Annotated in this window: 27 protein-coding genes and 4 tRNA genes; 21 read left to right on the top strand and 10 right to left on the bottom strand. The window is 62.0% G+C overall.

Translation table 11 applies throughout. The annotated features are described in order from the left end of the window. Nucleotides 1-44: 44 nt before the first annotated feature. From IM733_RS12705 to IM733_RS12685, 5 genes are all read right to left on the bottom strand, one after another. Nucleotides 45-1,337 carry a virulence factor family protein gene (locus IM733_RS12705; RefSeq protein ID WP_248917015.1) on the bottom strand — a complete coding sequence of 431 codons (1,293 nt, stop codon included), beginning with the start codon at nt 1,335-1,337 and terminating at the stop codon, nt 45-47. Then, a complete protein-coding gene (gene mprF / locus IM733_RS12700; RefSeq protein WP_248917014.1) occupies nt 1,337-3,979 on the bottom strand; it encodes a bifunctional lysylphosphatidylglycerol flippase/synthetase MprF in 2,643 nt (880 codons plus the stop codon). The genes IM733_RS12705 and mprF overlap by 1 nt, the downstream gene beginning before the upstream one ends. A 273-nt stretch (nt 3,980-4,252) precedes the next feature. Beyond that, nucleotides 4,253-4,329: transfer RNA gene (locus tag IM733_RS12695), tRNA-Met, on the bottom strand. Between the two features lie 131 nt (nt 4,330-4,460). Further along, nucleotides 4,461-4,537: transfer RNA gene (locus tag IM733_RS12690), tRNA-Met, on the bottom strand. 132 nt (nt 4,538-4,669) lie between these two features. After that, nucleotides 4,670-4,746, bottom strand: a tRNA-Met gene (locus tag IM733_RS12685). A 211-nt stretch (nt 4,747-4,957) separates the two neighbouring features. On the opposite strand from IM733_RS12685, the gene dinB reads away from it, so the two are divergent. Further along, on the top strand, nt 4,958-6,016 hold the full coding sequence (gene dinB, locus IM733_RS12680; RefSeq protein ID WP_248921170.1) for a DNA polymerase IV: 1,059 nt from the start codon (nt 4,958-4,960) through the stop codon (nt 6,014-6,016). A 31-nt stretch (nt 6,017-6,047) separates the two neighbouring features. On the opposite strand, the gene IM733_RS12675 is transcribed toward dinB, so the two are convergent. The 3 genes from IM733_RS12675 to IM733_RS12665 form a co-directional block, all read right to left on the bottom strand. Beyond that, nucleotides 6,048-7,001, bottom strand: coding sequence for a hypothetical protein (locus tag IM733_RS12675; RefSeq protein ID WP_248917013.1), 954 nt, complete (start codon nt 6,999-7,001; stop codon nt 6,048-6,050). Between the two features lie 21 nt (nt 7,002-7,022). Continuing rightward, entirely contained in the window at nt 7,023-8,738 is a 1,716-nt protein-coding gene (locus IM733_RS12670) for a proline--tRNA ligase (RefSeq protein WP_248917012.1), read from the bottom strand. Between the two features lie 157 nt (nt 8,739-8,895). Beyond that, nucleotides 8,896-10,200, bottom strand: a complete 1,305-nt coding sequence (locus IM733_RS12665) for an OprD family porin (protein WP_248917011.1) — start codon at nt 10,198-10,200, stop codon at nt 8,896-8,898. A gap of 775 nt (nt 10,201-10,975) precedes the next feature. On the opposite strand from IM733_RS12665, the gene IM733_RS12660 reads away from it, so the two are divergent. Both IM733_RS12660 and IM733_RS12655 read left to right on the top strand, forming a co-directional pair. After that, the gene (locus tag IM733_RS12660; protein ID WP_248917010.1) at nt 10,976-11,395 is read left to right on the top strand and encodes an HIT family protein; all 420 of its coding nucleotides are present in this window, start codon (nt 10,976-10,978) and stop codon (nt 11,393-11,395) included. 3 nt (nt 11,396-11,398) lie between these two features. Next, a complete protein-coding gene (locus tag IM733_RS12655; protein ID WP_248917009.1) occupies nt 11,399-11,605 on the top strand; it encodes a SlyX family protein in 207 nt (68 codons plus the stop codon). A 19-nt stretch (nt 11,606-11,624) separates the two neighbouring features. Here IM733_RS12655 and IM733_RS25560 read toward each other — a convergent pair whose 3' ends face one another. Next, nucleotides 11,625-12,215 (bottom strand): cold shock domain-containing protein membrane protein, encoded by a 591-nt coding sequence (locus IM733_RS25560; protein WP_283107459.1) that lies wholly within the window; start codon nt 12,213-12,215, stop codon nt 11,625-11,627. 245 nt (nt 12,216-12,460) lie between these two features. On the opposite strand from IM733_RS25560, the gene IM733_RS12645 reads away from it, so the two are divergent. From IM733_RS12645 to IM733_RS12560, 18 genes are all read left to right on the top strand, one after another. Continuing rightward, the gene (locus IM733_RS12645) at nt 12,461-12,934 is read left to right on the top strand and encodes a Dps family protein (protein WP_248917008.1); all 474 of its coding nucleotides are present in this window, start codon (nt 12,461-12,463) and stop codon (nt 12,932-12,934) included. A 195-nt stretch (nt 12,935-13,129) separates the two neighbouring features. Beyond that, nucleotides 13,130-13,456 (top strand): ribbon-helix-helix domain-containing protein, encoded by a 327-nt coding sequence (locus IM733_RS12640; protein ID WP_248921169.1) that lies wholly within the window; start codon nt 13,130-13,132, stop codon nt 13,454-13,456. A gap of 92 nt (nt 13,457-13,548) precedes the next feature. Continuing rightward, nucleotides 13,549-13,770 (top strand): FmdB family zinc ribbon protein, encoded by a 222-nt coding sequence (locus tag IM733_RS12635; protein ID WP_248917007.1) that lies wholly within the window; start codon nt 13,549-13,551, stop codon nt 13,768-13,770. A gap of 94 nt (nt 13,771-13,864) precedes the next feature. Further along, nucleotides 13,865-15,640, top strand: coding sequence for an aspartate--tRNA ligase (gene aspS, locus IM733_RS12630; protein WP_011535162.1), 1,776 nt, complete (start codon nt 13,865-13,867; stop codon nt 15,638-15,640). 109 nt (nt 15,641-15,749) lie between these two features. Next, a complete protein-coding gene (locus IM733_RS12625; protein ID WP_248917006.1) occupies nt 15,750-16,502 on the top strand; it encodes a YebC/PmpR family DNA-binding transcriptional regulator in 753 nt (250 codons plus the stop codon). 142 nt (nt 16,503-16,644) lie between these two features. Then, nucleotides 16,645-17,169, top strand: coding sequence for a crossover junction endodeoxyribonuclease RuvC (ruvC, locus tag IM733_RS12620; RefSeq protein ID WP_248917005.1), 525 nt, complete (start codon nt 16,645-16,647; stop codon nt 17,167-17,169). Between the two features lie 109 nt (nt 17,170-17,278). Beyond that, entirely contained in the window at nt 17,279-17,896 is a 618-nt protein-coding gene (ruvA, locus tag IM733_RS12615; RefSeq protein ID WP_248917004.1) for a Holliday junction branch migration protein RuvA, read from the top strand. After that, the gene (ruvB, locus tag IM733_RS12610) at nt 17,893-18,939 is read left to right on the top strand and encodes a Holliday junction branch migration DNA helicase RuvB (protein WP_248917003.1); all 1,047 of its coding nucleotides are present in this window, start codon (nt 17,893-17,895) and stop codon (nt 18,937-18,939) included. The genes ruvA and ruvB overlap by 4 nt, the downstream gene beginning before the upstream one ends. A 125-nt stretch (nt 18,940-19,064) precedes the next feature. Then, complete coding sequence (gene ybgC / locus IM733_RS12605) at nt 19,065-19,517, top strand: tol-pal system-associated acyl-CoA thioesterase (protein WP_248917002.1); 453 nt, start codon at nt 19,065-19,067, stop codon at nt 19,515-19,517. A 2-nt stretch (nt 19,518-19,519) separates the two neighbouring features. Continuing rightward, nucleotides 19,520-20,215, top strand: a complete 696-nt coding sequence (gene tolQ / locus IM733_RS12600) for a protein TolQ (protein WP_011535156.1) — start codon at nt 19,520-19,522, stop codon at nt 20,213-20,215. Between the two features lie 14 nt (nt 20,216-20,229). Beyond that, entirely contained in the window at nt 20,230-20,682 is a 453-nt protein-coding gene (gene tolR / locus IM733_RS12595) for a protein TolR (RefSeq protein WP_011535155.1), read from the top strand. Continuing rightward, nucleotides 20,682-21,758, top strand: a complete 1,077-nt coding sequence (gene tolA, locus IM733_RS12590) for a cell envelope integrity protein TolA (RefSeq protein WP_248917001.1) — start codon at nt 20,682-20,684, stop codon at nt 21,756-21,758. The genes tolR and tolA overlap by 1 nt, the downstream gene beginning before the upstream one ends. A gap of 47 nt (nt 21,759-21,805) precedes the next feature. After that, nucleotides 21,806-23,056 carry a Tol-Pal system beta propeller repeat protein TolB gene (gene tolB, locus IM733_RS12585; protein ID WP_248921168.1) on the top strand — a complete coding sequence of 417 codons (1,251 nt, stop codon included), beginning with the start codon at nt 21,806-21,808 and terminating at the stop codon, nt 23,054-23,056. A 53-nt stretch (nt 23,057-23,109) separates the two neighbouring features. Next, nucleotides 23,110-23,607, top strand: coding sequence for a peptidoglycan-associated lipoprotein Pal (gene pal, locus IM733_RS12580; protein WP_008090230.1), 498 nt, complete (start codon nt 23,110-23,112; stop codon nt 23,605-23,607). Between the two features lie 6 nt (nt 23,608-23,613). Continuing rightward, nucleotides 23,614-24,423 (top strand): tol-pal system protein YbgF, encoded by an 810-nt coding sequence (gene ybgF / locus IM733_RS12575; protein WP_248917000.1) that lies wholly within the window; start codon nt 23,614-23,616, stop codon nt 24,421-24,423. Between the two features lie 160 nt (nt 24,424-24,583). Further along, the gene (queE, locus tag IM733_RS12570; RefSeq protein WP_213657923.1) at nt 24,584-25,231 is read left to right on the top strand and encodes a 7-carboxy-7-deazaguanine synthase QueE; all 648 of its coding nucleotides are present in this window, start codon (nt 24,584-24,586) and stop codon (nt 25,229-25,231) included. Nucleotides 25,232-25,241: 10 nt separating this feature from the next. Next, nucleotides 25,242-25,916 carry a 7-cyano-7-deazaguanine synthase QueC gene (queC, locus tag IM733_RS12565; RefSeq protein ID WP_213657922.1) on the top strand — a complete coding sequence of 225 codons (675 nt, stop codon included), beginning with the start codon at nt 25,242-25,244 and terminating at the stop codon, nt 25,914-25,916. A gap of 60 nt (nt 25,917-25,976) precedes the next feature. Further along, a tRNA-Lys gene (locus tag IM733_RS12560) sits at nt 25,977-26,052 on the top strand. Between the two features lie 124 nt (nt 26,053-26,176). Here IM733_RS12560 and IM733_RS12555 read toward each other — a convergent pair. After that, entirely contained in the window at nt 26,177-26,374 is a 198-nt protein-coding gene (locus IM733_RS12555) for a hypothetical protein (protein ID WP_248916999.1), read from the bottom strand. Nucleotides 26,375-26,618: the final 244 nt, after the last annotated feature.

The raw sequence follows: 26,618 nt of genomic DNA, 5'->3' as shown, positions 1-26,618 counted from the left end.
ACAGAGCCACAGCAAAAGGGGCCGCAAGCGGCCCCATTTTCATGTCACTTTTCAGCGACGCTGGACTTCCCCTGGCGCGTCTCGATCTCGTCGATCAGGCGCTTGGCCAGTGCCGGATAGTTTTCGTCGAAGTGATGGCCGCCTGGCAGCTTCATGCGCTCGCCCACCGCAGTCTTGTCGGTGCAGCCGCTTTCGTCGGTTTCCTCCACGCCATAGATGCACACCACCTTCGAAGCCGGCAACTTGGCCATTTCCGGCCCGGTGGGTGCTTCCTGGCCTTCCTTGCCCAGCCAGCCCTCGACTTCGATTTCGAAGCTGCCGCTGCGGGCGAATGCCAGCAGGATCACGGCGTCGATGCGCTTCTGGTCTTCCGCGGAGAGACGGTTGTAGATGGCCGGCAGCACGTCGGCACCGAACGAGTAGCCGGTCAGCACGAAGCGTTTGGTGCCCCACTTCTGGCGGTAGTGCTGCATCAGTTCGGACAGGTCGGCGGCGCTCTGTTCCGGGGTTTTGTGCTGCCAGTAGTAGCGCAGCGTGTCGATGCCCACCACCGGGAAGCCGAGCTTGGCCATTTCGCCGGCTACATCACGGTCCAGGTCGCGCCAGCCTCCGTCACCGGAGAGGAACAGGGTGACGGTGTCGGTAGTCTGGCCGGCCGGGACTTCCACCACCGGGATGGCCAGGGCATTGCCGTCCTGGCCAACCAGGGCCTGGGTCAGTTGGGCCTTGAGCACCTGCGGCAGGTGGATGTCGTAGTCGGCGATGCTGGTCTCGGCGTTGGCCTGGTCACGCACGAAGGCGGCGCTGGCGTCGTCCGGGTTGTCGTTCCAGGCGACGTTCCAGTGGCCATGGGCGGCGGCCTTGGGCAGGGCGGCCTGGCAGCCTGGTTGCTCGACGCTGAAGTCCACCGAGATGGCGCGGGTCTTGTCGTCGCTCTGTGCGGCCAGCCAGCGCCAGGCCTGGGCGGCGCCTGGGCCGATGCCGGCGACCAGGGTGGGTTTGTCGGCCAGCTGGCTGATGGCCTCGTCCATGGCGGCCTGCTGTTTTGTACAGTCGGCCGGAGGCAGGATCACCTGCACCAGCTGGGCTTCACCGGCCTGGCTCAGGTCGAGCAGCTGTTTGTCGCTCAAGGCCTGCTCCTGGGGCACGCCGATGGCGACCCGGGCCTTGGCATGTACGCCGGGAGTGGCGCGGGTCAGGCTGCTGCCATCCTTCAGGGTCAGCTGTTCCAGGCGAACCTCGGGCGCCGGGCGGGTCCACAGCCAGAAGGCCGTGCCACCGGCCAGGGCGGCCAGGACGAGGGGAATCAGTACATACAACCAATAGCGTCGGATCATCAACGTTTCACCAATCCAGTCAGGCCACCTGCGATCAGGGCGGCGGTATCGGCCAGTGCCACCAGCGGGTCCAACCCGGCCGGCACTGCCATGTAGCGGGGTTCCCAGTCCGGCTGGAACTTGTCCTTGAAGCGCCGCAGGCCCTGGAAGTTGTAGAGCTGCTCGCCGCGCTGGAACACCATCGAGCCCAGACGCTGGGTCAAGGGTGCACCGCGGCGCGGCTGCAAGCCGGAGAGAGGGACCATCCCCAGGCTGAAACGGCCATAGTCATGGCTCTTGTAGTGAAGGATCAGGCCAACCATCATGAATTCCATGGTCAGCTTCGGCGCTTCCGGATGGGCGCGCATCAGGTCCAGGCTGGCCAGCTCGTTGCTGTGGGTTTCCAGCAAGTTGGCGAAGGCCACCGGGCGGCCCTGGAAACGGATCAGCGCAATCCTGAAATGCTGCAGGTACTCGGGGCTGAAGCGGCCGAGGGAGAAGCCCTTCTCGCGTACGTTCTTGCCGCTGAGCCAGGCATCGGAGACTTCCTTGAGCTCCGCCAGCGGCGCATGGCCGGGTTCGTGGATCTCCAGGCTCAGGCCATCACGCCCACCCCGGTTCCAGGTGTAGCGCAGGTCTTTCATCTCCTTGCCCTTGGCGTCGATATCGAAGCGGCGCAGGTCGACCCGGGCCTCTTCGCCCAGCTTGATCGCGGTCAGGCCGATGTCCATGTAGAACGGCAGGTTCTCCGCACGCACTTGATAGAACACCGGGCGAGCGTGATGCAGATCGCACAGGTCGCGGAACTGCCAGATCATCTCGGCGCGCTCCTGTGCCGGGCCGATAGGGTCGTACAGCGCAACCAGGCTGCGGCCACGGCGGGCGTACATGAGGAAGGCATTATCGCTGGGGTGGAACAGCAGCGCCTTGTCGCCGGTCAGGGCCAGGCCGCCGTCGGGCTGATCGGAGGCCAGCAGAACGCGGTTGGCCCGTTGCAGCTCTTCATCGTTGGGCAGGTGGATCACCGGTCGGGCGGTGCGCAGCAGCCAGGTAAGCGAGACGATCACCAGCAGCACGGCGCTGCCCAGGGCGGCGCGCAAGCCGCGAGGCGCATCGGCGTCCAGCGTGAACTGCCACCACAGCTTGTGGGTGTAAGGCACGTCCTGATAGGCGAACAGCAGCAGCCATACCGAAGCACCGACCACGCAGGCGCTGGCCACCAGGTACACCGGCGAGAAGGGCAGTTCCAGCAGGCGGCTTGGGCGGTAGAACGAGCGGCGGAACAGCGCGAGTAGGGCGGCGGTGAAGCACATCAGTGAGGCTTCTTCCCAGTCGAAGCCCTTCAGCAGCGAAAGCACGGCGCCGACCAGCAGCAACACAGTGGTCAGCAGCCAGGCGGCTGACAGGCGCCGACGCAGGCCTTGGGCGAGCAGCAGGCAAAGCACGCCGATCAGGCTGGCGCCGAAGTGCGAGGCGTCGATCAGGCGGTGTGGAATGAGGAAGCCCATGTGTTCCAGGCGGCTGTCGATCTCTGGCGTGGCACCGGAGAACAGCAGCACCACGCCGGAGAGAAACACCAGGATCGCCAGTACCGGGGCGGCCAGGCCGGAGGCGGCGCGGATCGCTTGCTGGGCGAACAGCAGGCGGCGGGCTTCGTTGGCCAGCAGCAGCACGCAAGCTACCAATAGCGGCAGGACCACGTAGATCAGGCGGTATAGCAACAGCGCCGCAGCCAGTGGTGCGGCACCCAACTGGTTGGCGAAGGCGGCCAGCAGGATCGCCTCGAACACCCCGACGCCGCCCGGTACGTGGCTGAGTACACCGGCTGCGAGGGCGAGCAGGTAGACCAGCACGAAGGCCCCAAAGGGCGGTGCTTCCGGTAGCAGCATGTAAAGCACGGTGGCCGCGGCGGCAACATCCAGTGCCGTGATCAGCAGTTGCAATGCTGCGAGGCGACCGTTGGGTAGACGCAGCGTACGGCGACCGAATTGCACCAGCAGGCTGTGCGCCAAGGGTTGTTCGGGCAGGCGACGGCGATACAGGCCAATGACCAGGGCCGTGGTTACGACCAGGACGGCCACGGCGATCCCACCGAGCAACGGTGCGGGCAAGCGTAATGCAGTAGCTGCCGCCGACAGGTCGCTCAGGGTGGCCAGCGCGGCCAGGGGGGGTAAGGCGCAACCCAGCGACAGGCTGGCGAACACAGTCATGCGGGCGACTTCTGCGGCGCCTAACCCTTGGCGGGCGTACAAGCGGTAGCGCACCGAGCCGCCCGAGAGCATCGACAGGCCGATGGCGTTACCGATGGCAAACGCGCTGAAACCACCCAGGACCAGCGTGCGCGCCGGTAGTTGTACGGCTGCGTAGCGGCTGGCGGACCATTCATAACCCAGCAGAATCACGAAGCCGACCAGGGTGGCTAACAATGCCCCAGCCAGCGAGTGAGTCGGCACGCTGAGCATGGCGTCGTGCAACGCGTAGATGTCCAGTTCGCTCAGTAGGTGACGACAGGCGATCAGGCCCATGGCGAACAACAGCAGGGTCACCGCCAGCCCGAGTGGCTGGCGATACTTGCTCAGGCGCTCCAGCCAGGGCAAGCGATGGGCGGCCGTCGGCAAGGCCGCAGTCAGCGGTGCCTGGGTGTCGGGAGTGGGGGCGGTCATGGATTACCCCGTGCGGTCAGCGCGAGGTGCGGGCAAGGTACGGCCAAGTGAAAGTCCCTTTGGAAAACGTGTCCAGATATTACTCCGGGCCGTGTCGTTAATCTGTTTCAGGATAGTTAAAGATAGTTCATTCAGCTGCGCGGAAGGTGGCGTAATGCCATGCGAGCTGGGGCTGGCGAAGATAGCGCCTGCGCAGCGCGAGGAAAAGAGGGTAGGGCAGATGCAACAAGCCCCGCGCTATCTTTCGATAGGCGGGGCTTGTTCTGACGAATATGGTTGCGGGAGCCGGATTTGAACCGACGACCTTCGGGTTATGAGCCCGACGAGCTACCAGGCTGCTCCATCCCGCGTCAGAGGTGTGCATTCTACGGGCTTTCGATGGGATGTCAAACGTTAATCTTTGATTTAGCGTGGTTTTTTCGAAAAGCTTTCGAGAGGCATAAAAAAAGGCCACTGTCGAAACAGTGGCCTTTCTTGAATCTGGTTGCGGGAGCCGGATTTGAACCGACGACCTTCGGGTTATGAGCCCGACGAGCTACCAGGCTGCTCCATCCCGCGTCAGAGGTGCGCATTCTACGGGCTTTCGATGGGATGTCAAACGTTAATCTTTGATTTGGCGTGATTTTTTCGAAAAGCTTTCGAGAGGCAATAAAAAAGGCCACTGTCGAAACAGTGGCCTTTTCTTGAATCTGGTTGCGGGAGCCGGATTTGAACCGACGACCTTCGGGTTATGAGCCCGACGAGCTACCAGGCTGCTCCATCCCGCGCCTGTGAGATCGAATTCTACGGATTTGTTTCCCTGTGTCAAGCGTTAATTTCAGAAAACCCTTTTTCGTTCAAACCCTTAGCGCTTCGAATCGGCCTGCGGGCCAGCCTGGGCGGGCCTTTCAGGCCGATTGTCGTTTGCGGGGTGTCTCGTGGGGTGGCGGCTAGGGTAACATCTGTATGAATTTACAGTACTGGCCGTCGTCCATGTCCCTGCGCAAGATCATTCATATCGACTGTGACTGTTTTTACGCCGCCATCGAAATGCGCGACGACCCGCGTCTGGCCGGTCGGCCGATGGCGGTGGGCGGGCAGCCGGGGCAGCGCGGGGTGATTGCCACCTGCAATTACGAGGCGCGTGCCTATGGCGTGCGCTCGGCGATGGCGTCCGGACATGCCTTGAAGCTGTGCCCGGACCTGGAGATCGTCAAGCCGCGATTCGAGGCCTACCGCGAAGCCTCGCGGGAAATTCACACGATTTTCCGGGACTACACCGATCTGATCGAGCCTTTGTCGTTGGACGAAGCCTATCTGGATGTCACTGACAGCGAGTGGTTCGCCGGCAGCGCCACACGCATTGCCGAAGACATCCGCCGACGGGTGGCCCAGCAACTGCACATCACCGTTTCCGCTGGCGTCGCGCCGAACAAGTTCCTGGCCAAGATCGCCAGTGACTGGCGCAAGCCCAACGGCCTGTTCGTCATTACCCCGGATCAGGTCGAGGCGTTCGTTGCGCAATTACCGGTAGCACGATTGCATGGGGTCGGCAAGGTGACGGCAGACAAGCTCGCACGGCTGGGGATCGACACCTGCTTGTCGCTGCGCGACTGGCCGAGGCTGGCGCTGGTTCGCGAGTTCGGCAGTTTCGGCGAGCGGCTGTGGGGGCTGGCGCGAGGGATTGACGAGCGTGCGGTGCAAAACGACAGTCGGCGGCAGTCGGTCAGTGTCGAGAACACCTATGACCATGACCTGCCTGACCTGAACAGTTGCCTTGAGAAGCTGCCAGACCTGCTTTCCAGCCTGAATGAACGCATTGCGCGGATGGACAGCAGTTATCGGCCCGACAAGCCCTTCGTCAAGGTCAAATTTCATGATTTCAGCCAGACCACGATGGAGCAGGCGGGGGCGGGGAGGGATCTGGAGAGTTATCGGCAGTTGCTCAGCCAGGCATTCGCCCGTGGTGGCAAGCCGGTGCGGTTGTTGGGAGTAGGGGTGAGGTTGCGTGATCTGCGTGGGGCGCATGAGCAACTGGAGTTGTTCGGGGATATATAGAAGAGGGGCTGCAAGGCAGCCCCTTCTCGTGTTATTGCGCGCCTGGGTCGGCAACCAATCTCCCGGTCGCCTTGGTCAGGGATTGCACGAACTCTTGTTGCAGTTCCGGATCGTTGCGGGTCAGCTCGATCAGGCTCTGCTCCAGTTCGCTGGCCTCTTCCTCCAGGCCCAGCTCCGACAGGCGTTTGACCCGATGAACCCATTGGCCGACATCGTCGTCCTCCAGGTCGTCGAAGATCAGGTCGTGGGCTTCGAGCAGCTTGTTGCGCAGGGTGCCACTGACCAGCAGGCTGGCATCGCCACGCACGCCATTGTCCTCGTCGACCACCTGTAGATGCAGGGTGCCGATATGGTTGAGGTTCTGCTCGGAGAATGGGCTGTCCAGCAGGTTCAGGCGCAGTACGCCGTTCCTGTCGGTAGTCAGCTCATGGCTCAGCTTGCCGGCCTTCACTTCGACCAGGCGCTCGCTCCAGGGCAGGTTGACCAGTTCCTCGTGCTTGCCCTTCTCGACTTCGCTGATGCCAGCCAGGTTCTGTTGGGCACGACCGTTGGAGGGCGCGTTCATGAACGGGTTGATCCCGGCCACGCCATAGCTCAGCCAGTCATGGGTGACGCTGTCCGGCAGGTTACCCAGGGCAAACACATTGACCACGTTGGCACCGATGCCGGCAACCACGGCCACCGCACCCAGCGGGATTTCGTAGATCTCCCGCCAGGGCTGGTAGGGCGTGTAGCGGTCGTAACGGCGGGTCACCTCGAACTCGGTGACCTCGAAGCGCTTCTGTTCGTGAATGCGCACACGCCGCTGCGGAAGCTCCATCACCTTGGGCTCACCGACATCGATTTGCAGGCTGTGTTCGAGCAGTTTGCGCTCGACACGCTCCTCGTGGTCGCTGCGCTGGGACATCTGGTTGGCGCAGCCGCCGAGGAGCAGGGCGCCGCATAGTGCGGCACCCCCCAGGGTATAGGTACTTCGCTTGGACATGTTCACTCGCGCAACGGTTGATCAGCGACGGATGCGGGCCTGCAGGAAGCTCAGCACTTCATTGAGCGGTAGCGCCTGGGCTTCCGATTCGGTGCGGTGCTTGTACTCCAGGTTGCCATCGGCCAGGCCGCGGTCGCTGACGACGATGCGGTGTGGGATGCCGATCAGTTCCATGTCGGCGAACTTGATGCCGGGGCTGGTCTTCTTGTCGCGGTCGTCCAGCAGCACTTCGAAGCCGGCGGCGGTCAGTTCGGCGTACAGCTTGTCGGTGGCTTCGCGTACCACATCGGTTTCGTAGCGCAGCGGCACCAGGGCGATCTGGAAGGGCGCCAGGGCGTCGTTCCAGATGATGCCTTTGTCGTCATAGCTCTGCTCGATGGCGGCGGCGACCACGCGGGACACACCAATACCGTAGCAACCCATCGACAGCACCACCGGCTTGCCGTTCTCACCCAGTACCTGGCACTTCAGCGCCTCGCTGTACTTGGTGCCGAGCTGGAAGATGTGGCCGACTTCGATGCCGCGCTTGATCACCAGGGTGCCCTGGCCATCCGGGCTCGGGTCGCCTTCGACCACGTTGCGCAGGTCGGCAACTTGTGGGACCGGCAGGTCGCGCTCCCAGTTCACGCCGAAGTAGTGCTTGTCGTCGATGTTGGCACCGATGCCGAAGTCGCTCATCAGGGCGACCGAGCGGTCGATGATGCATTCCAGCGGCAGGTTCAGCGGGCCGAGGGAGCCGGCACCGGCACCGATGGCGGCGCGCAGCTCAGCGTCGGAGGCCATGACCAGCGGGTCGGCGACCTGTTCCAGCTTGGCGGCCTTGATCTCGTTGAGCTCGTGGTCGCCACGGACGATCAGGGCGACCAGCTTGCCTTCCTCGGCGCCGTGCACGATCAGGGTCTTGACGGTCTTCTCGATCGCCAGGCCAAAGTTCTCCACCAGTTCGGCGATGGTCTTGGCGTTCGGGGTGTCGACCAGGCGCAGCTCTTCGGTCGGGGCGGGGCGCACGGTTTCCCGTGGAATGGCCTCGGCCTTCTCGATGTTGGCGGCGTAGTCGGAGCTGTCGCTGAAGATCACGTCGTCCTCGCCGGAAGAGGCGAGCACGTGGAATTCATGGGAGTAGCTGCCGCCAATGGAGCCGGTGTCGGCCTGCACAGGGCGGAAGTCCAGGCCCAGGCGGGTGAAGATGTTGCTGTAGGCCTGGTGCATGCGGTCGTAGGTTTCCTGCAGGGAAGCCTGGTCGGCATGGAAGGAGTAGGCGTCCTTCATGATGAACTCGCGGCCGCGCATCAGGCCGAAGCGCGGACGGATCTCGTCACGGAACTTGGTTTGGATCTGGTACATGTTCAGCGGCAGCTGTTTATAGCTGGACAGCTCGTTGCGCGCGAGGTCGGTAATGACCTCTTCGTGCGTGGGGCCGACGCAGAAGTCGCGGTCGTGGCGGTCTTTCAGGCGCAGCAGCTCGGGGCCGTACTGTTCCCAGCGCCCGGATTCCTGCCACAGCTCGGCGGGCTGGATGCTTGGCATCAGTACTTCGAGGGCGCCAGCGGCGTTCATTTCCTCGCGGACCACGGCTTCGACCTTGCGCATGACCCGCAGGCCCATCGGCAGCCAGGTGTACAGGCCAGAGGCGAGCTTGCGGATCATGCCGGCGCGCAGCATGAGCTGGTGGCTGATGACCACTGCATCTGCCGGGGTTTCTTTTTGTGTCGCGAGCAAATATTGACTGGTGCGCATGGTGAGCCGTGTCGATTGCCTGAATGTGAAATGACCCCGCATTGTACGGGGGCGAAACGAAAGCGTACAGAATGCAGCAGTCGTGCGGTTCTGTCAGCCAAGAAAAAGCCCGGCAATCGCCGGGCTTCTTCATACGCAAAGCGATGCAAGCAAGGGCTTACAGGATGCTCAGCGGGTACTCGACGATCAGGCGCAGTTCGTCCAGGGAGTTGGAGTACACGGCGTCGGAGGAGCGGTAGGTGGCCTGGCGGACACGGAAGCTCAGGTCTTTCGCAGGGCCTTCCTGCAGGACGTACTTGATGTCTACGTCGCGTTCCCATTCCTTGCCGTCGTTGGTGTCGGCGGTGTGGGCGCCGGTGCCGCGGACATAGCGGGTCATGAAGGTCAGGCCTGGCACGCCGAACTCGGCGAAGTTCAGGTCGTAGCGAGCCTGCCAGGACTTCTCGCCTTCGGCGTTGAAGTCGGAACGGGCGACCGAGTTGGCCAGGAAGATGGTGCCACCACCGTCGACGCCGTAGGCGTACTCACCATCACCGGTGACCTTCTGGTAGGCCAGGGTGAAGGTGTGGGCGCCGATGTTGTAGGCGCCGGAGAAGCTGTAGGCGCGGTTGTCGATCTTGTCGCCATCGGCGGCAGCGCGATAAAGGTCGGCGCCTTCGCTCTTGGTGTCATAGATGTTGAAGTCGAACACCAGGCCTTGCTTGTCGGAGATTGGCAGTGCCCAGTTGACGTTGGCGTAATATTTGCGCCAGTAGTCTTCGACCTTGGAGTAGTAGAGGCTGGTCGACAGGCCATCGGTGATGGTGTAGGAACCACCCAGTACATCAGCTTCTTTCAGGCCGCGGCGGCCTGCTCCGTCACTGATACTGTCCTTGTAGGTCTGGTTTTGCGCGGTCATGCTGGTGAAGCGACCGGCGTGCAGGGTCAGGCCTTTGATCTCATTGCTGGTGATCAGGGCGCCCTGAGTGGTCTCAGGCAGCAGGCGGCTGTCGTCGGTGGCGAATACTGGCAGTGCGGTGAACTGGTCGCCGACCTTCAGAACGGTGTCGGAGATGCGGAATTTGACTGCTGCACCGCCCTTCGAGTAGTCGTCCTGGGAGCGCTGGTCGCTACCGGTAGGGAACAGGCCGGTACGCGCGTAGCCACGGCCGCTGTCGAGCTTGAGGCCGAGCAGGCCGATGGCGTCCACGCCCACACCGACGGTGCCTTGGGTGAAGCCCGACTCGAAGGTGCCGATGAAGCCTTGGCCCCATTCGCGCTGGTCGTGGTGCAGGCCGTTTGCCTTGTTGGCGGCGGACTCGGTATTCCGGTAGTCACGGCTGAAGTACAGGTTACGCATCTTGACGTTCAGCTTGCTGTCTTCGACGAAGCCCTTGGATTCATCCTGCGAAGAGGCGACAGCCAACTGCGAGGTCCCTGCCGCTACGGCCAGGGCGATCATGCTCCACTTCATCACGCGCATCGTGATTTGCTCCTTTGGTTTTTAGGAAGAGTACCGCTGCACCCGGGTGTTCTAGTTATGGGGGGCAGTTCTTTCTTGTTATGTCGGCGAAAATGTATATCACGCTGACTATTCTTGGCGATATGGCTGTAATCAACCTTTCGGTAACTTTATGGCCTTGTCGCTCATGGTTATGTCCCTGTCGCAAATCACGTCCCGGTTTAAGGGGGCGTACAACGCCAGCGCTGTTTCCAAGCCGTCATTAATGTGTAAGCACAAAGTAGGGCTTGTGAAACTCCCTGGTAATTCCTAACCCGCTGTTGTTATTTGTCGCGTACACCGGCAATGCAGGTGTCGTGCCGACTTGGCGTCGAGTGAATGCAACAAGCGTGCTCAAAATTACGAACGGTTGATGAAATTTTCACATTTGCCTTGCGGGCAGGGTTGAAACCTCCGCAAACACGGGGGTTTCCCTGGCAGCCAGCGTAGCGATGAAGTGTGCCCCGGTGCCTGGTGAAGCTGCCTTCAAAGTCAAGGTGTTACCGACAACTGTTGATCCTGCCTGTTTTATGTGACGAATGTGTGGTGGTGGTGGGTAGGGCGGCTTCATTCTGGTGCGAAAAGTAGCGAAGTGTTACCGCAGGCGTGCGTTGACCTGGTGCTGGGCGCTCCAGAATCGTGCATGAATGCGCCACGTTGGCGTTCTTCTGTGTGGCGAGAGGGGAAGCAGGGTATCCTTGCACGTCCGTGTCCACCGGCTGTTGTGGGCCGATTCGCCTTGTTAAGGAGGTTTGCCGTGTTCACCCTCGATTCGCGCCTGCAGCAGGATTCCCTGGTGCTGGGCGATTTGCCGCTGTGCCGCCTGCTGCTGAGCAAGGATGCCAATTACCCCTGGTTCATCCTCGTGCCGCGCCGCGCCGATGTCAGCGAGCTGTTCGAGCTCGACGAGGCTGACCAGCGCCAGCTGTGGGAAGAGACCACTGCTCTGGCCGAGGCCCTGAAAGACGCGTTTGGCGCCGACAAAATGAACATCGCGACGCTGGGTAACGTGGTCAGCCAACTGCACATGCATGTCATCGTTCGGCGCCATGGAGATGCCGCCTGGCCCGCGCCTGTGTGGGGCAAGGTGCCGGCAGTCGGCTACGCGCCGGAACAGGTGGAGGGCATTCGTCAGCGGATGAGTGCGCTGCTTGGCGATAGTTTCAAGGAGATCTGAGGCATGTCGCTGGAAATGCGCATCGTCGAACTGGAAACCCGTCAGGCGTTCCAGGATGACACCATCCAGGCGTTGAACGACGAGGTGGTGGAGCAGAATCGGGTGATCGAGCGCTTGCAGTTGCAGGTGGCCGAGCTGATCAGGCGTCATGAAGAGATGGTTGGCCAGTACGCCGACGGCGGGGAGGAGCCTCCACCGCCCCATTACTGAGTGCGGTGGAGTTGCGTGGTCAGCGGCGCGAGACCGCGACCACGTCTTCGGCCTGCAGGCCCTTGTCGCGGTGCATCACCGAGAACTCCACGCGCTGGCCTTCGACCAGCACGCGGTGGCCCTCGCCGCGGATGGCGCGAAAGTGCACGAAGATGTCATCGCCGGAGTCGCGGGAGATGAATCCAAAGCCTTTCGACGTGTTGAACCATTTCACGGTGCCGGTATCACGCTTGCCGGCCTCCAGCGCAGTGCCCTGGCTGCGAGCCTTGCGCGTGCCGCGGGCGAAACCGGCAGCCAGATGCAGGGCAGTGGCGAGCATAGCGCAGGCCAGTGCCGCCAAATTGCCAAGCTCCGGGCGGGCCAGCAGGGTGATGGTCTGCAGGACAACCGCCAGCACCAGCATGAGACTGGCAGCCAGTTGCAGCTGCTGGCGCATGCCTTTGTAGTACAGCGGCAGTGCCGGGGCGAGGATCAGGTTGAGCAGGCCGAGCAGTGCCAGGTACACGGCTTCAGGTTGTTGCAGGAAGGGTGTCGCATCGGTTCTGAGGCTGGGTATGAGCGATAGCAGCAAGGCAGCCACGCCCGTCACCAGATGGACGATCTTGAACATTTGGTTTGGCTCACATTGATAAGGCCGATCACAGGATGAGCTGGCTGCACGGTGCGCGTGTGGTGTAGGCGCGAAAACGTGACGGGCCAGCCTATGCACCCGGCATTGACAATCCGCACGGGTGGCACCCTGCCTATTTAACAGCAAAGGCGCAGGCTTCTCAAACCGTGAGGCGCTGGTGCGCATCTCTTGGTACAGTTCCGGGGCCCGCTTGATCAATCAAGCCTTATGGAAAGGGGAACTTCATGGCAATCGATATCGGTATCAGTGAAGAAGATCGCAAGTCCATCGTTGAAGGGCTGTCGCGGCTACTGTCGGACACATACGTGTTGTATCTGAAAACCCACAACTTCCACTGGAACGTCACCGGCCCCGCGTTTCGTACCCTGCACCTGATGTTCGAGGAGCAGTACAACGAGCTGGCCCTGGCCGTCGATTCCATCGCCGAGCGCATTCGCGCCCTGGGCTTCCCGGCACCCGGCTCCTATGCCTTCTATGCCCGTCATTCGTCGATCAAGGAGGAGGAGGGGGTGCCGCCGGCCGATGAGATGATCCGCCAACTGGTTCAGGGCCAGGAGGCGGTGGTGCGCACCGCGCGGAGCATTTTCCCGGTAGTGGGCAAGGTCAGCGACGAGCCGACCGCAGACCTGCTTACCCAGCGCATGCAGGTACACGAAAAGACCGCCTGGATGTTACGTGTGTTGCTCGACGGCAAATGATGGCTGCCCTGGCCTGACAAGGCCGTTGAAAGCGGGCCCGGTAACCTTCGTGTTGCTGGGCCTGTTCGTTTGTGGGGAAGGCTTTGCCGCTGCTACGCAGACGCCTGAACGCGTTTCATTGGCACGCAAGGAGCCCTGTCGCATGAGTGGCAGGGCGTGATTTCGTGGCGATGGAGCGAAGCGATGGGCAATCTGATGTGCGGTATGGGCGAAGGCTTGAGGCAGGGGAGGGATTCGGGTCGACCCTGTATCGATCCGTTCAAGGCTGATTTCGACATGGCCCAGGCCGGGCCGGTCTCGCGCTCGGTGCGGCTCAATGGCTTTGCCACCTGCCTGAGGCTTGAAGCCGTGTATTGGCGGATTCTGGAACGGATCGCGGCAGCCAACCGCTGTTCGGTCAGTACGGTGCTGTCCTATGTGGACCGTGAGGTGCACTTGCGTCACGGCGGGGTGAGGAATTTCAGTGGCCTGGTTCGCGTCATCTGCGTGGCCTGGCTGCAGGATGCTCCGGATGCGCACTGATCGCCAGGCGGGCTGCACGGCTCTGCTTAACCATATATAATCCCGCTCTTTGCTGCCCTGGGCAGCCTGCGATGTGGTTGACGAGAGACACCATGCCCCTTTACGACTATCAATGTGCATCCTGCGAGCACCGGATGGAGGTGCTGCAGAAGATCAGCGCCGCGCCGTTGACCGATTGCCCGGCGTGCCAGGCACCGGCATTGAAGAAGCTGCTGTCGGTCCCCGGTTTCCGCCTGAGCGGCAGCGGCTGGTACGAGACCGACTTCAAGACCGGGGCCAAGAAGAATCTGGCAGGCGGCGACAAGGCCGACTGAGTTGAATTGCACCCGCCAGGTCTTGCAGTATTAGCCCCTTGGGCGGCCAAGACCTCCACCGAACACACGAATCACGAGAAGCGAAACCACCATCATGATGCGCAGCCATTATTGCGGCCAACTGAACGAGAGCCTGGACGGCCAGGAAGTCACCCTTTGCGGCTGGGTCCATCGTCGCCGCGACCACGGCGGGGTGATCTTCCTCGACATCCGTGACCGCGAAGGCATGGCCCAGGTCGTGTTCGACCCGGATCGCGCCGAGACCTTCGCCGCCGCCGACCGCGTGCGCAGCGAATACGTCGTGCAGATCACCGGCAAGGTACGCAAGCGCCCCGAAGGCGCGGTGAACACCAATATGGCCTCCGGTGCCATCGAGATCCTCGGCTACCAGCTGAACGTACTCAACGAAGCAGAAACCCCTCCGTTCCCACTGAACGAATACTCCGACGTCGGCGAGGAAACCCGCCTGCGCTATCGTTTCATCGACCTGCGCCGCCCGGAAATGGCCGACAAGCTGCGCCTGCGCTCGCGCATCACCAGCAGTATCCGTCGCTTCCTCGACGAGAACGGCTTCCTCGATGTCGAGACGCCGATCCTCACCCGTGCCACGCCAGAAGGCGCGCGCGACTACCTGGTGCCGAGCCGTACCCACGCCGGCAGCTTCTTCGCCCTGCCGCAGTCGCCACAGCTGTTCAAGCAGCTGTTGATGGTGGCCGGCTTCGATCGCTACTACCAGATCGCCAAATGCTTCCGTGACGAAGACCTGCGCGCCGACCGCCAGCCGGAATTCACCCAGATCGACATCGAGACCAGCTTCCTCGATGAGTCCGAGATCATGGGCCTGACCGAAAGCATGATCCGCAAGCTGTTCAAGGAAGTGCTGGACCTGGAGTTCGGCGAATTCCCGCACATGACCTTCGAAGAAGCCATGCGCCGCTACGGTTCCGACAAGCCAGACCTGCGTAACCCGCTGGAACTGGTGGATGTCGCCGACCAGTTGAAGGATGTCGACTTCAAGGTCTTCGCCGGCCCCGCCAACGATCCGAAGTGCCGCGTCACCGCCCTGCGCCTGCCAGGCGGTGCCAGCATGCCACGCAGCAAGATCGACGAGTACACCAAGTTCGTCGGCATCTACGGTGCCAAGGGCCTGGCGTACATCAAGGTCAATGAGCGCGCCAAGGGCGTCGAAGGCCTGCAGTCGCCGATCGTCAAGAACATCCCCGAAGCCAACCTCAACAACATCCTCGACCGCGTTGGCGCGGTCGATGGCGACATCGTGTTCTTCGGTGCCGACAAGTTCAAGGTTGTCAGCGAAGCCTTGGGCGCGCTGCGTATCCGCCTGGGCCACGACTTCGAGCTGCTGACCTGCGAGTGGGCACCGATGTGGGTCGTCGACTTCCCGATGTTCGAAGAGAACGAAGACGGCAGCTTCACCGCGCTGCACCACCCGTTCACTGCTCCGAAGTGCACCCCGGAAGAGCTTGAGGCCAATCCGGCCACCGCGCTGTCCCGTGCCTACGACATGGTGCTGAACGGCACCGAGCTGGGTGGTGGTTCGATCCGTATCCACCGCAAAGAAATGCAGCAAGCGGTGTTCCGCCTGCTGGGTATCGAGGCTGCGGAACAGGAAGAGAAGTTCGGCTTCCTGCTCGACGCCCTGAAGTTCGGCGCACCACCTCACGGTGGCCTGGCCTTCGGCCTGGACCGCCTGGTCATGCTGATGACCGGCGCCCAGTCGATTCGTGAAGTGATCGCTTTCCCGAAAACCCAGAGCGCCGCGTGCGTCATGACCCAGGCCCCTGGCCTGGTCGACGCCAAGGCCCTGCGCGAGTTGCACATCCGTCTGCGCGAGCAGACCAAGGTCGAGTAATCGGCCGGGGCACCCTGGTAGCGGGGTGCCCCCGCGCTGATGCGCAGGATTTTTCGCGTTCCGCCCTTCGGGGCGGAACCTGTTTCTGTTTCAAGGATTTGGAGTCGTTATGGCCGGTCATTCCAAGTGGGCGAACATCAAGCACCGCAAAGAGCGCCAGGATGCCAAGAGAGGCAAGATCTTCACCAAGTGGATCCGCGAGCTGACCGTCGCCGCCAAGCAGGGTGGTGGTGACCCGGCCTCCAACCCACGCCTGCGCCTGGCCCTGGACAAGGCGCTGGGTGCCAACATGAGTCGCGACATCATTGATCGCGCGGTTGCCCGCGGTGCCGGGACCAACGAAAGCGACAACGTCGAAGAGCTGAGCTACGAAGGTTACGGCCCGGGCGGCGTGGCGATCATGGTCGAAGCCATGACCGACAACCGCAACCGCACCGCGGCTGCCGTTCGTCATGCCTTCACCAAGTGTGGCGGCAACCTGGGTACCGACGGTTCGGTGGCCTACCTGTTCGAGCGCAAGGGGCAGATCAGCTTCGCCGCGGAACTGAAGGTGGGGGAAGACGCCCTGATGGAGGCGGCCCTGGAGGCTGGCGCCGACGACGTGGTCGCCAACGATGATGGTTCTTTCGACGTCTTCACCTCCTTCAGCAGCTTCTACGCGGTGCGTAATGCGCTGGAAGAGGGCGGTTTCAAGGCTTCGGACGCCGAGATCGTGATGCAGCCGACCACCAGCGCCGAACTGGATCAGGACGGTGCCGAGAAGGTGCTCAAGCTGATCGACATGCTCGAGGACCTGGATGACGTGCAGAACGTCTATTCCAATGCGCAGATCTCCGACGAGATCATGGAAGCGCTGGGCTAAGGTTGTCGTTAACCTGGACAATCTATTCGCGGGCAAGCCCGCTCCCACAGGTGTATCGCCGCTCAGGTGAGCGGTGAGTCCCTGCAGGAGCGGGCTTGCCCGCGAATAGGCCGGTACAAATTGCACTCGTATTGCAGGCGTTATGACTCTGATTCTTGGTATCGACCCCGGTTCGCGCATCACCGGTTTCGGCGTGGTCCGCCAGACCGCGCGGGGCTGTGAATATGTGGCCTCGGGCTGCATTCGCACCGGTGGTGGCGAACTGCATGAGCGTCTGCAGATCGTCTTTCGTGGCGTGAGCGAAATCATCCGCCAGCACGGCCCCGTGACCATGGGTATCGAACGAGTGTTCATGGCACGTAACGCCGATTCGGCGCTCAAGCTCGGCCAGGCGCGGGGCGCGGCGATCGTCGCCGCCGCCGAAGCCGGCCTGGAAATCGCAGAGTACTCGGCCAGCCAGGTCAAGCAGGCGGTGGCGGGCACCGGTGGCGCCAACAAGGAGCAGGTGATGATGATGGTCATGCATCTGCTCAAGCTGACGCAAAAGCCACAGGTCGACGCCTCCGACGCCCTGGCCATCGCCCTTTGCCATGCCCATACCCGCTCCAGCCTCATTCCCCATGGGCTGGCCATGGCGCGGCGGCGTGGTGGGCGCTTGCGTCTGTAACCGCTTCATGCGCTGATACACATTTTGTCCGGGTGGCACATTCACCCGTCGCATTTGCTGATAGGGTGGACCGGTTTTCGAGCGGCACCCGAAGAGAAAGGATCGGAACGTGATTGGACGTTTGCGCGGCACCCTGGCGGAGAAGCAGCCGCCGCACCTGATTGTCGACGTCAATGGCCTGGGCTACGAGCTCGAGGTACCCATGACGACGCTGTACCGTCTCCCCAAGCTGGGCGAGCCGGTGACATTGCACACCCACCTGGTAGTGCGCGAAGACGCCCACCTGCTCTATGGCTTCGCCGAAAAACGCGAGCGCGAGCTTTTTCGCGAACTGATCCGCCTGAACGGCGTGGGGCCGAAGCTGGCGCTGGCGCTGATGTCCGGCCTGGAAGTGGACGAACTGGTGCGCTGCGTGCAGGCCCAGGACGCAGCGGTCCTGGTGCGCGTGCCGGGTGTCGGCAAAAAAACCGCCGAACGCCTGCTGGTCGAGCTCAAGGACCGCTTCAAGGCGTGGGAAACCTCCCCGGCGATGTTCACCCTGGTCTCCGACGGCCCGCTGCCGGCGGCCAGTGAGTCCTCGGCCGAGGCCGACGCGGTCAGTGCCCTGGTCTCCTTGGGCTACAAGCCACAAGAGGCGAGCAAGGCAATTGGCGCAATCAAGGATAAGACCGGCCTGAGCAGCGAGGAACTGATTCGTCGCAGCCTTAAAGGGATGATTGCCAAGTGATCGAAACCGACCGCCTGATCGCCGCCAGTGGCCGCGACCGTGAAGAAGTCCAGGACCGCGCGATTCGCCCGCTGCGCCTGGACGAGTACATCGGCCAGCCGGTGGTGCGCGAGCAGATGGCGCTGTTCATCCAGGCTGCGCGCGGGCGCAACGAATCGCTTGACCATACCCTGATCTTCGGCCCGCCGGGCCTGGGCAAGACCACGCTGGCCAATATCATTGCCCAGGAGATGGGTGTATCGGTCAAGAGCACCTCGGGTCCGATTCTCGAGCGTCCGGGCGACCTCGCGGCGATGCTGACCAATCTCGAGCCTCATGATGTGCTGTTCATCGATGAGATCCACCGGTTGTCGCCGGTGGTCGAGGAGGTGCTCTACCCGGCGATGGAGGACTTCCAGCTCGACATCATGATCGGCGAAGGCCCGGCCGCACGCTCGATCAAGCTCGACCTGCCGCCGTTCACCCTGGTTGGCGCCACCACCCGCGCTGGCATGCTGACCAACCCATTGCGTGACCGCTTCGGTATCGTCCAGCGCCTGGAGTTCTACAGCAACAAGGACCTGGCCACCATTGTCAGCCGGTCGGCCGGTATTCTCGGGCTGCCGATGGACGACCAGGGCGCCTTCGAGATCGCCCGCCGGGCGCGGGGTACGCCGCGGATTGCCAATCGCCTGCTGCGGCGGGTGCGCGACTTTGCCGAAGTGCGTGGCAAGGGCGAGATCACCAAGGCGGTCGCGGACATGGCGCTTAACCTGCTTGATGTCGACGAACGTGGCTTCGATCACTCCGACCGGCGTCTGTTGCTGACCATGATCGAGAAGTTCGACGGCGGTCCGGTGGGGCTCGACAACATTGCCGCGGCGATCGGCGAAGAACGCCACACCATCGAGGATGTACTCGAGCCTTATCTGATCCAGCAGGGCTATATCATGCGCACTCCTCGGGGCCGTGTGGTCACCCGGCATGCCTACCTGCATTTTGGCCTGAATATCCCCGGGCGCTTCTGCGAGGGTGGGGAGTATGCCGCCCAGGACGACGAATGACAGATCGATTCGGGATTTTCGTGGTCCTACCGCTGGCACGCCCCAAGCTTGCTGGCAATACGACATTATCGATGCAAAAACAGTTGCCGGGGCGGATTGGCAAGCACAGGAGTAAGCACTAGAGTATGCGCGCGCAAAATGGGCTGGAACCGTTCGCACACCGCTGTCGCGTCTATTACGAGGATACCGACGCGGGTGGCGTGGTGTATTACGTCAACTATCTCAAGTTCATGGAGCGTGCGCGCACCGAGCGTCTGCGTCATCTGGGCTTCTCCCAGGCGCAGTTGGCCGGTGAGAACCTCCTGTTCGTGGTCCATTCCAGCGAAGCGCGCTACCACGCGCCGGCGCGGCTGGACGATGAACTGCGGGTAACCGCGCAAGTACTTGAATTGAATCGCGCCAGCCTGCGCTTCGTGCAGCAAGTCTGGCGGGAAAAAGATGCAACGCTGCTCTGCGAGGGGCAGTTCCTGGTGGCCGCCGTGCGTGCCGACACCTTCAAACCCCGGGCCATTCCCCCAGCGCTGCGCGATGCGTTCCTGGCGGATGGTGCGGGTACTCAATCCAACGCAGGAGAATAAGCGTGGAAGCAAACGTCGTCGACCATACCTCCATGTGGAGCCTGGTCGCCAATGCCAGTGTCGTGGTTCAGCTGGTAATGCTCACCCTGGTGGCCGCCTCGGTAACGTCCTGGATCATGATCTTCCAGCGCAGCACCATGCTGCGCGCCGGTCGTCGTGCGCTGGACGCCTTCGAAGAGCGCTTCTGGTCGGGCATCGACCTGTCGAAGCTGTATCGCCAGGCGGGCAGCAACCCGGATCCGGACTCGGGTGTCGAGCAGGTGTTCCGTGCCGGCTTCAAGGAGTTCTCGCGTCTGCGCCAGCAACCGGGTGTGGACCCTGATGCGGTGATGGAAGGTGTTGGCCGTGCCATGCGCGTCGCCATCTCCCGTGAGGAAGAAAAGCTCGAGCAGAGCCTGCCGTTTCTTGCCACCGTCGGTTCCACCAGCCCGTACATCGGCTTGTTCGGTACCGTCTGGGGCATCATGAACTCCTTCCGCGGCCTGGCCAGCGCCCAGCAGGCCACACTGGCCACCGTGGCACCCGGCATTGCCGAGGCCCTGGTCGCCACCGCGATCGGCCTGTTCGCTGCGATTCCGGCGGTCATCGCCTACAACCGCTTTGCCGCGCGCAGTGAAGTACTGATCGGCCGCTACTACACCTTCGCCGATGAGTTCCAGGCGATCCTGCACCGTAAAGTACACACCAGCGAAGAGTGATCAGGTAGAAACCCATGGCCCGAGTTCGCCACAAACGCAAGCCGGTCGCCGAGATGAACGTGGTGCCCTACATCGACGTGATGTTGGTGCTGCTGGTCATCTTCATGGTGACCGCCCCCATGCTCAACCAGGGCGTGAAGGTGGATCTGCCCAAGGTTTCCAGCGAAGCCCTGCCGCAGGACAACAACGTCCAGGTTCTGACTATCTCGATCAAGGCCGACAAGACTTACTACTGGAACCTCGGTAGCGAAGTCGACACCGACAAGCAGATGGACAAGGCCATGACCCTGCCGGAAATGACCGGTGCGGTGACAAAGATCATCGCCGCAGGTCGTGACCAAGGCAAACAGACCCAGGTCTTCATTCGTGGCGACAAGGCCGTCGATTATGGCGCGGTCATGGGCGCCATGGGTGGGTTGCAGAAGGCCGGTGTCGGTAACGTTGGCCTGATTACCGAGGCGCCCTGATGCAGCAGCGAGAGCCATCCGCCTCGGAAAGCTACTTCTGGCCCAGTGTCTGGGCCATTGGCCTGCACGTGCTGGTGTTCGGCATGCTGTTCGTCAGCTTCGCCATGACGCCCGAGCTGCCGCCGTCCAAGCCTATCGTCCAGGCCACGCTCTACCAGCTCAAGTCGAAGAGCCAGGCGACCACCCAGACCAATCAGAAGATTGCCGGGGAAGCGAAGAAAACCGCTTCGCGCCAGACCGAGGTCGAGCAGCTGGAGCAGAAGAAGATCGAGCAGGAGGCCGTGAAGGCCGCGGAACAAAAGAAAGCCGACGCCGCTCAAAAAGCTGAGGAAGCCCGCGAGGCCGCCGAAGCGAAGAAAGCTGAGGAAGCCGCCAAGGCCGCCGAGCAGAAGAAAGCCGCTGAGGCGAAGAAAGCCGAAGAAGCGAAAAAGGCAGCTGAGAAGCAGCAGGCCGATATCGCCAAGAAGAAGGCTGAGGAAGAGGCCAAGAAGCAGGCCGAAGAGGAAGCCAAGAAAGAGGCCGCGGAAGAGGCGAAGAAGAAAGCCGCCGAAGACGCGAAGAAAAAAGCAGCCGAGGACGCCAAGAAGAAAGCGGCAGCCGAGGAAGCGAAGAAGAAGGCAGCTGAAGAGGCCAAGAAAAAGGCCGCTGCAGACGCTCAGAAGAAAAAGGCACAGGAAGCGGCTCGCAAGGCGGCGGAGGACAAGAAAGCCCAGGCATTGGCTGAGCTGTTGTCCGACACCACCGAGCGGCAGCAGGCGCTGGCCGACGAGCAGGGTGACCAGGTGGCCGGCGACTTCGACGACCTGATTCGCATGCGCGCGGCCGAGGGCTGGGCGCGTCCGCCATCTGCGCGCAAGGGCATGACGGTAGTTCTGCAGATCAACATGTTGCCGGACGGCACCGTCACCAATGTGAGCGTGGCCAAGTCCAGTGGCGACGGCCCGTTCGACAGCTCGGCCGTGGCCGCAGTGAAGAACATTGGTCGGTTGACCGAGATGCAGGGCTTGAAGCCGAGCGATTTCAATCCATATCGTTCATTCAAGATGACATTTACACCTGAGGATCTAGCGTTGTGATTAAACGTCTGAGAGGACTCCTGGTCTTGCTCTGCTGCGTGGCAGGCATGGCCATGGCAGAGGAAAAGAACATCCTGGTCACCAGCGGTAGCGACCGGGCCACCCCCATCGCGGTAGTGCCGTTCGGTGTGCAGGGCGGTAGCGTGCTGCCGGAAGACATGGCTGACATCATCAGCAACGACCTGCGTAACTCCGGTTACTACGGGCCGATCCCGCGGCAGAACATGATCAGCCTGCCGACCCAGGCCAGCGAAGTGATCTTCCGTGACTGGAAAGCGCTGGGTGCGCAGTACGTGATGGTCGGCAGCATCGTGCCGTCCGGTGGCCGCCTGCAGGTGAGCTACGCCCTGTTCAACGTCGCCACCGAGCAGCAAGTGCTGACCGGCAGCGTCGCCGGTGGCGTCGACCAGTTGCGCGACATGGCCCACTACATCGCCGACCAGTCGTTCGAGAAACTCACCGGCATCAAGGGTGCGTTTTCCACCCGCATGCTGTACGTGACCGCGGAGCGTTTCTCCACCAACAATACCCGCTACACCCTGCAGCGCTCGGACTACGACGGTGCCCGTGCGGTAACTCTGTTGCAGTCGCGTGAACCGATCCTGTCGCCACGCTTCGCGCCGGATGGCAAGCGTATCGCTTATGTCTCGTTCGAGCAGAAGCGTCCACGCATCTTCATCCAGCACATCGACACCGGTCGTCGTGAGCAGATCACCAACTTCGAAGGCCTGAACGGTGCGCCCGCTTGGTCGCCCGACGGTACTCGCCTGGCGTTCGTGCTGTCGAAGGACGGTAACCCGGACATCTATGTGATGAACGTGGCTTCGCGCCAGATCACCCGTGTCACCGCAGGGCCGGGCATCAACACCGAGCCGTTCTGGGGCAAGGATGGCAACACGCTGTACTTCACTTCCGACCGTGGCGGCAAGCCGCAGATCTACAAGCAGTCGGTCGGTGGCGGTAGTGCCGAGCGCGTGACGTTCGTGGGCAACTACAACGCCAACCCAAAACTGTCGGCGGATGAGAAAACGCTGGTAATGATTCATCGCCAGCAGGGCTTCACCAACTTCAAGGTGGCGGCCCAGGACTTGCAACGCGGAAGTGTAAAGATTCTCACCGAGACCAGTCTTGATGAGTCTCCCACTGTTGCGCCAAACGGCACCATGCTAATCTACGCCACCCGCCAGCAGGGCCGGGGAGTCTTGATGCTCGTGTCGCTTAATGGCCGCGTGAGGCTCCCACTTCCTACCGCTCAAGGTGAAGTCAGAGAACCGTCCTGGTCCCCTTACCTGAACTGATTGCGGCGTAATACTTTTGCTTAACACACTGGGGTTTCATTAGGAGTTTCACGATGGAAATGCTGAAGTTTGGTAAATTCGCTGCGCTGGCTCTGGCCATGGCTGTAGCTGTAGGTTGCTCCTCGAAAGGCGGTGACAACGCTGGTGAAGGCGCTGTTGATCCGAACGCTGGCTACGGTGCCAACACTGGCGCTGTTGACGGTTCCCTGAGCGAAGAAGCCGCCCTGCGCGCAATCACCACCTTCTACTTCGAATACGACAGCTCGGACCTGAAGCCAGAAGCCATGCGCGCTCTGGACGTTCACGCCAAGGACCTGAAGTCCAACGGCAACCGCGTTGTTCTGGAAGGCAACACCGACGAGCGCGGCACCCGCGAGTACAACATGGCTCTGGGTGAGCGTCGTGCCAAGGCCGTTCAACGCTACCTGGTTCTGCAGGGCGTTTCCCCTGCTCAGCTGGAACTGGTTTCCTACGGCGAAGAGCGTCCAGTTGCTACCGGCAACGACGAGCAGTCCTGGGCTCAAAACCGTCGCGTAGAACTGCGTAAGTAAGTTCTTATGCGTATGTGCCGTCGTGCTTTGACCGTCCTCGCACTCAGCCTGCCCTTCTCGGCGTGGGCTGCAGTTCCCGTAGTAGATGACAACGCGGGTGGTTATCCACCTGCGGGTTATGGCACGAGCGGCGCCTATGCCGGAGCAGGGGCTTCGGCCCCTGCTTCTGCAAACGGCCAGCTGTTCATGCAGCTGCAACAGATGCAGGACCAAATTTCCCGCCAGCAAGGCATCATCGAAGAGCTGCAAAACGATGTGTCGCGCATGAAGCAGGAAAACCTCGAGCGCTACCAGGATCTCGACCGCCGCATCGGCAGCGGTGCCGCGCCTGCCGCGACTCCTGACAATTCTTCCACCGGTGGGGCCGTCAATGCCGCCACGGGTGCCGCCGCCGGCGCAAGCGCCGCGCAGCCACCGGCCGCTGGTGGCGAGCCGGGCGATCCGGCGAAAGAGAAGCTGTTCTATGAAGCCGCTTTCGACCTGATCAAGCAGAAGGACTTCGACAAGGCCAGCCAGGCCTTCGCTGCCTTCCTGCGCAAATACCCCAACAGCCAGTACGCTGGCAACGCCCAGTACTGGCTCGGCGAAGTCAACCTCGCCAAGGGCGACCTGCAGGGTGCTGGCCAGGCTTTCGCCAAGGTCAGCCAACTGTATCCGCAACACAGCAAGGTGCCGGACTCGCTCTACAAGTTGGCCGACGTCGAGCGTCGCATGGGCCATACCGACAAGGTCAAGGGCATCCTGCAGCAGGTCATCACCCAGTACCCCGGCACCTCCGCCGCGCAACTGGCACAACGCGATCTGCAAAAGCTCTGAGCAACACGTTTGAAAGAAACCCGCGCCTGTCGCGGGTTTTTTCGTTAGAATCCGTACCCCATTTTTTGTAAACACGCTGCCGTGGATAACGCTATGTCGAGTCCGCGACAGTGCCTGACGGAGGCGGACAGCCTGTTCAGCTGTCACGCCCGTGGCGATCATGCAAGACACATTACGCATCACCGAAGTCTTTTACTCGTTGCAGGGTGAAACGCGAACGGCTGGGCTGCCCACGGTATTCGTGCGCCTCACCGGTTGCCCCCTGCGTTGTCAGTACTGCGACAGCGCCTACGCCTTCAGTGGCGGCACTGTGCGCACTCTCGATTCGATTCTTGAGCAGGTGGCCGGCTTCAAGCCACGCTACGTCTGTGTCACTGGGGGCGAGCCGCTGGCCCAGCCCAACGCCTTGCCGCTGTTGCAGCGCCTGTGCGACGCGGGCTACGAGGTGTCGCTGGAAACCAGTGGCGCCCTCGACATCGCTGGCACCGATACCCGGGTAAGTCGCGTGGTCGACCTCAAGACCCCGGGCTCCGAGGAGTCTCACCGCAACCGCTACGAGAACATCGAGCTGCTGACCCGTAATGACCAGGTCAAGTTCGTCATCTGTTCCCGCGAGGACTACGACTGGGCGGTCTCCAAGCTGATTCAGTTCAACCTGGCCGAGCGGGCGGGCGAAGTGCTGTTTTCGCCCAGCCATCATCAGGTGAGCGCCACCGACCTGGCCGACTGGATCGTCGCCGACAACCTGCCCGTGCGCTTCCAGATGCAGCTGCACAAGCTGTTGTGGAACGACGAACCCGGACGCTGAGAGAAAAGACATGACTGAAAAACGCGCGGTAATCCTGCTTTCCGGTGGCCTGGACTCGGCCACCGTGGTGGCTTTGGCCAAGGCCGAAGGCTATGCCTGCTACACCATGAGCTTCGACTACGGCCAGCGGCATCGTGCCGAGCTCGATGCCGCGGCCCGGGTCGCCCGCGACCTGGGCGTTGTCGAGCACAAGGTGATCGGCCTGAACCTCAACGGCATTGGGGGCTCGGCCCTGACCGACAGCAGCATCGATGTGCCTGAGGCGCCAGGTGAGGGCATTCCGGTGACTTACGTGCCAGCGCGCAATACCGTGTTTCTTTCGCTGGCCCTGGGGTGGGCGGAAGTGCTCGAAGCTCGCGATATCTTCATTGGAGTGAACGCGGTTGACTACTCCGGCTACCCGGACTGCCGCCCCGAATTCGTCGAGGCCTTCGAGCGCATGGCCAACCTCGCGACCAAGGCCGGTGTCGAGGGGCAGGGCTTCCGTATCCAGGCGCCCTTGCAGAACTTGAGCAAGGCCCAGATCGTCCAGGCGGGCATCGCCCAGGGCGTGGACTACAGCCTTACCGTGTCCTGCTACCAGGCCGATGACGAGGGGCGTGCCTGTGGCAAGTGCGACAGTTGCCGCCTGCGTGCCGATGGCTTCAAGGCTGCCGGTGTGGAAGATCCGACCCGGTATTTTTGATTTTTTTACGATGGGGTGTTGATTTCCTCTGAGAAATCAGTAATATACGCGCCATCCAACGGGTCGTTAGCTCAGTTGGTAGAGCAGTTGGCTTTTAACCAATTGGTCGTAGGTTCGAATCCTACACGACCCACCATATGCAGTATGAAAAACCCCGCTTCCAGCAATGGAGCGGGGTTTTTCGTTTTTGCCGTCCAGCTCACCCAAGGCTGTCGAGCCTCTGGCGCTGGCGTTTCAGGCGAATGTCCGGCGGCGACCAGTCACTGCGTGCACAGCTGGAATTCCCTGAAGTTGTAGGAGTTGTCTGAGCCCCAGCTGACGTGCAGGATGTCGCCCTGGCCATAGTTCACGACGTCAGCGCCGACATGGTAGCCAAAGGCCGAGACCGAGAAGCCGCCGCTGACCTGGTCCAGTTCGTCGGTGCTGAGGGCACGAAGGTTTTCTTGTTCGGTGTTCATTGAGAGCTTCCTCTTTCTCTTTGGTGTTGTTCCGTCTGATGCACGCCCTGTTGTCCAGGGCATGGCGAAATACTTCCCGCCCCGCCTGTTTCAGGCAATAGCACGGGTGACCTAATGTCGTCATGCCACTGTCGTGGCGCCCTCCAGCCGATCTCCTCGAGCTTCGCGCAATAGTCCACCTGTACTAGTGCCGACCGGTTTCTGCCTGTTTAGGCTGGCTGTACAGGTTTGCCGGAATCGTGGT

It is taken from the genome of Pseudomonas entomophila, from assembly GCF_023277925.1.
Taxonomy (GTDB): domain Bacteria; phylum Pseudomonadota; class Gammaproteobacteria; order Pseudomonadales; family Pseudomonadaceae; genus Aquipseudomonas; species Aquipseudomonas entomophila_D.
Note: the sequence above shows the minus strand (reverse complement) of the source record. Positions and strands in the feature narration are given on the sequence as shown.

Coding starts and splice junctions, on each gene's coding strand:
- aspS (WP_011535162.1), top strand. CDS start 13,865: ATGATGCGCAGCCATTATTGCGGCCAACTGAACGAGAGCCTGGACGGC.
- tolR (WP_011535155.1), top strand. CDS start 20,230: ATGGCCCGAGTTCGCCACAAACGCAAGCCGGTCGCCGAGATGAACGTG.
- IM733_RS12640 (WP_248921169.1), top strand. CDS start 13,130: ATGTGCGGTATGGGCGAAGGCTTGAGGCAGGGGAGGGATTCGGGTCGA.
- tolB (WP_248921168.1), top strand. CDS start 21,806: ATGGCCATGGCAGAGGAAAAGAACATCCTGGTCACCAGCGGTAGCGAC.
- IM733_RS25560 (WP_283107459.1), bottom strand. CDS start 12,215: ATGTTCAAGATCGTCCATCTGGTGACGGGCGTGGCTGCCTTGCTGCTA.
- IM733_RS12675 (WP_248917013.1), bottom strand. CDS start 7,001: ATGTCCAAGCGAAGTACCTATACCCTGGGGGGTGCCGCACTATGCGGC.
- IM733_RS12625 (WP_248917006.1), top strand. CDS start 15,750: ATGGCCGGTCATTCCAAGTGGGCGAACATCAAGCACCGCAAAGAGCGC.
- IM733_RS12670 (WP_248917012.1), bottom strand. CDS start 8,738: ATGCGCACCAGTCAATATTTGCTCGCGACACAAAAAGAAACCCCGGCA.
- IM733_RS12555 (WP_248916999.1), bottom strand. CDS start 26,374: ATGAACACCGAACAAGAAAACCTTCGTGCCCTCAGCACCGACGAACTG.
- IM733_RS12655 (WP_248917009.1), top strand. CDS start 11,399: ATGTCGCTGGAAATGCGCATCGTCGAACTGGAAACCCGTCAGGCGTTC.
- ybgF (WP_248917000.1), top strand. CDS start 23,614: ATGCGTATGTGCCGTCGTGCTTTGACCGTCCTCGCACTCAGCCTGCCC.
- IM733_RS12645 (WP_248917008.1), top strand. CDS start 12,461: ATGGCAATCGATATCGGTATCAGTGAAGAAGATCGCAAGTCCATCGTT.
- IM733_RS12705 (WP_248917015.1), bottom strand. CDS start 1,337: ATGATCCGACGCTATTGGTTGTATGTACTGATTCCCCTCGTCCTGGCC.
- ruvC (WP_248917005.1), top strand. CDS start 16,645: ATGACTCTGATTCTTGGTATCGACCCCGGTTCGCGCATCACCGGTTTC.
- queE (WP_213657923.1), top strand. CDS start 24,584: ATGCAAGACACATTACGCATCACCGAAGTCTTTTACTCGTTGCAGGGT.
- IM733_RS12635 (WP_248917007.1), top strand. CDS start 13,549: ATGCCCCTTTACGACTATCAATGTGCATCCTGCGAGCACCGGATGGAG.
- pal (WP_008090230.1), top strand. CDS start 23,110: ATGGAAATGCTGAAGTTTGGTAAATTCGCTGCGCTGGCTCTGGCCATG.
- IM733_RS12665 (WP_248917011.1), bottom strand. CDS start 10,200: ATGCGCGTGATGAAGTGGAGCATGATCGCCCTGGCCGTAGCGGCAGGG.
- mprF (WP_248917014.1), bottom strand. CDS start 3,979: ATGACCGCCCCCACTCCCGACACCCAGGCACCGCTGACTGCGGCCTTG.
- tolA (WP_248917001.1), top strand. CDS start 20,682: ATGCAGCAGCGAGAGCCATCCGCCTCGGAAAGCTACTTCTGGCCCAGT.
- queC (WP_213657922.1), top strand. CDS start 25,242: ATGACTGAAAAACGCGCGGTAATCCTGCTTTCCGGTGGCCTGGACTCG.
- ybgC (WP_248917002.1), top strand. CDS start 19,065: ATGCGCGCGCAAAATGGGCTGGAACCGTTCGCACACCGCTGTCGCGTC.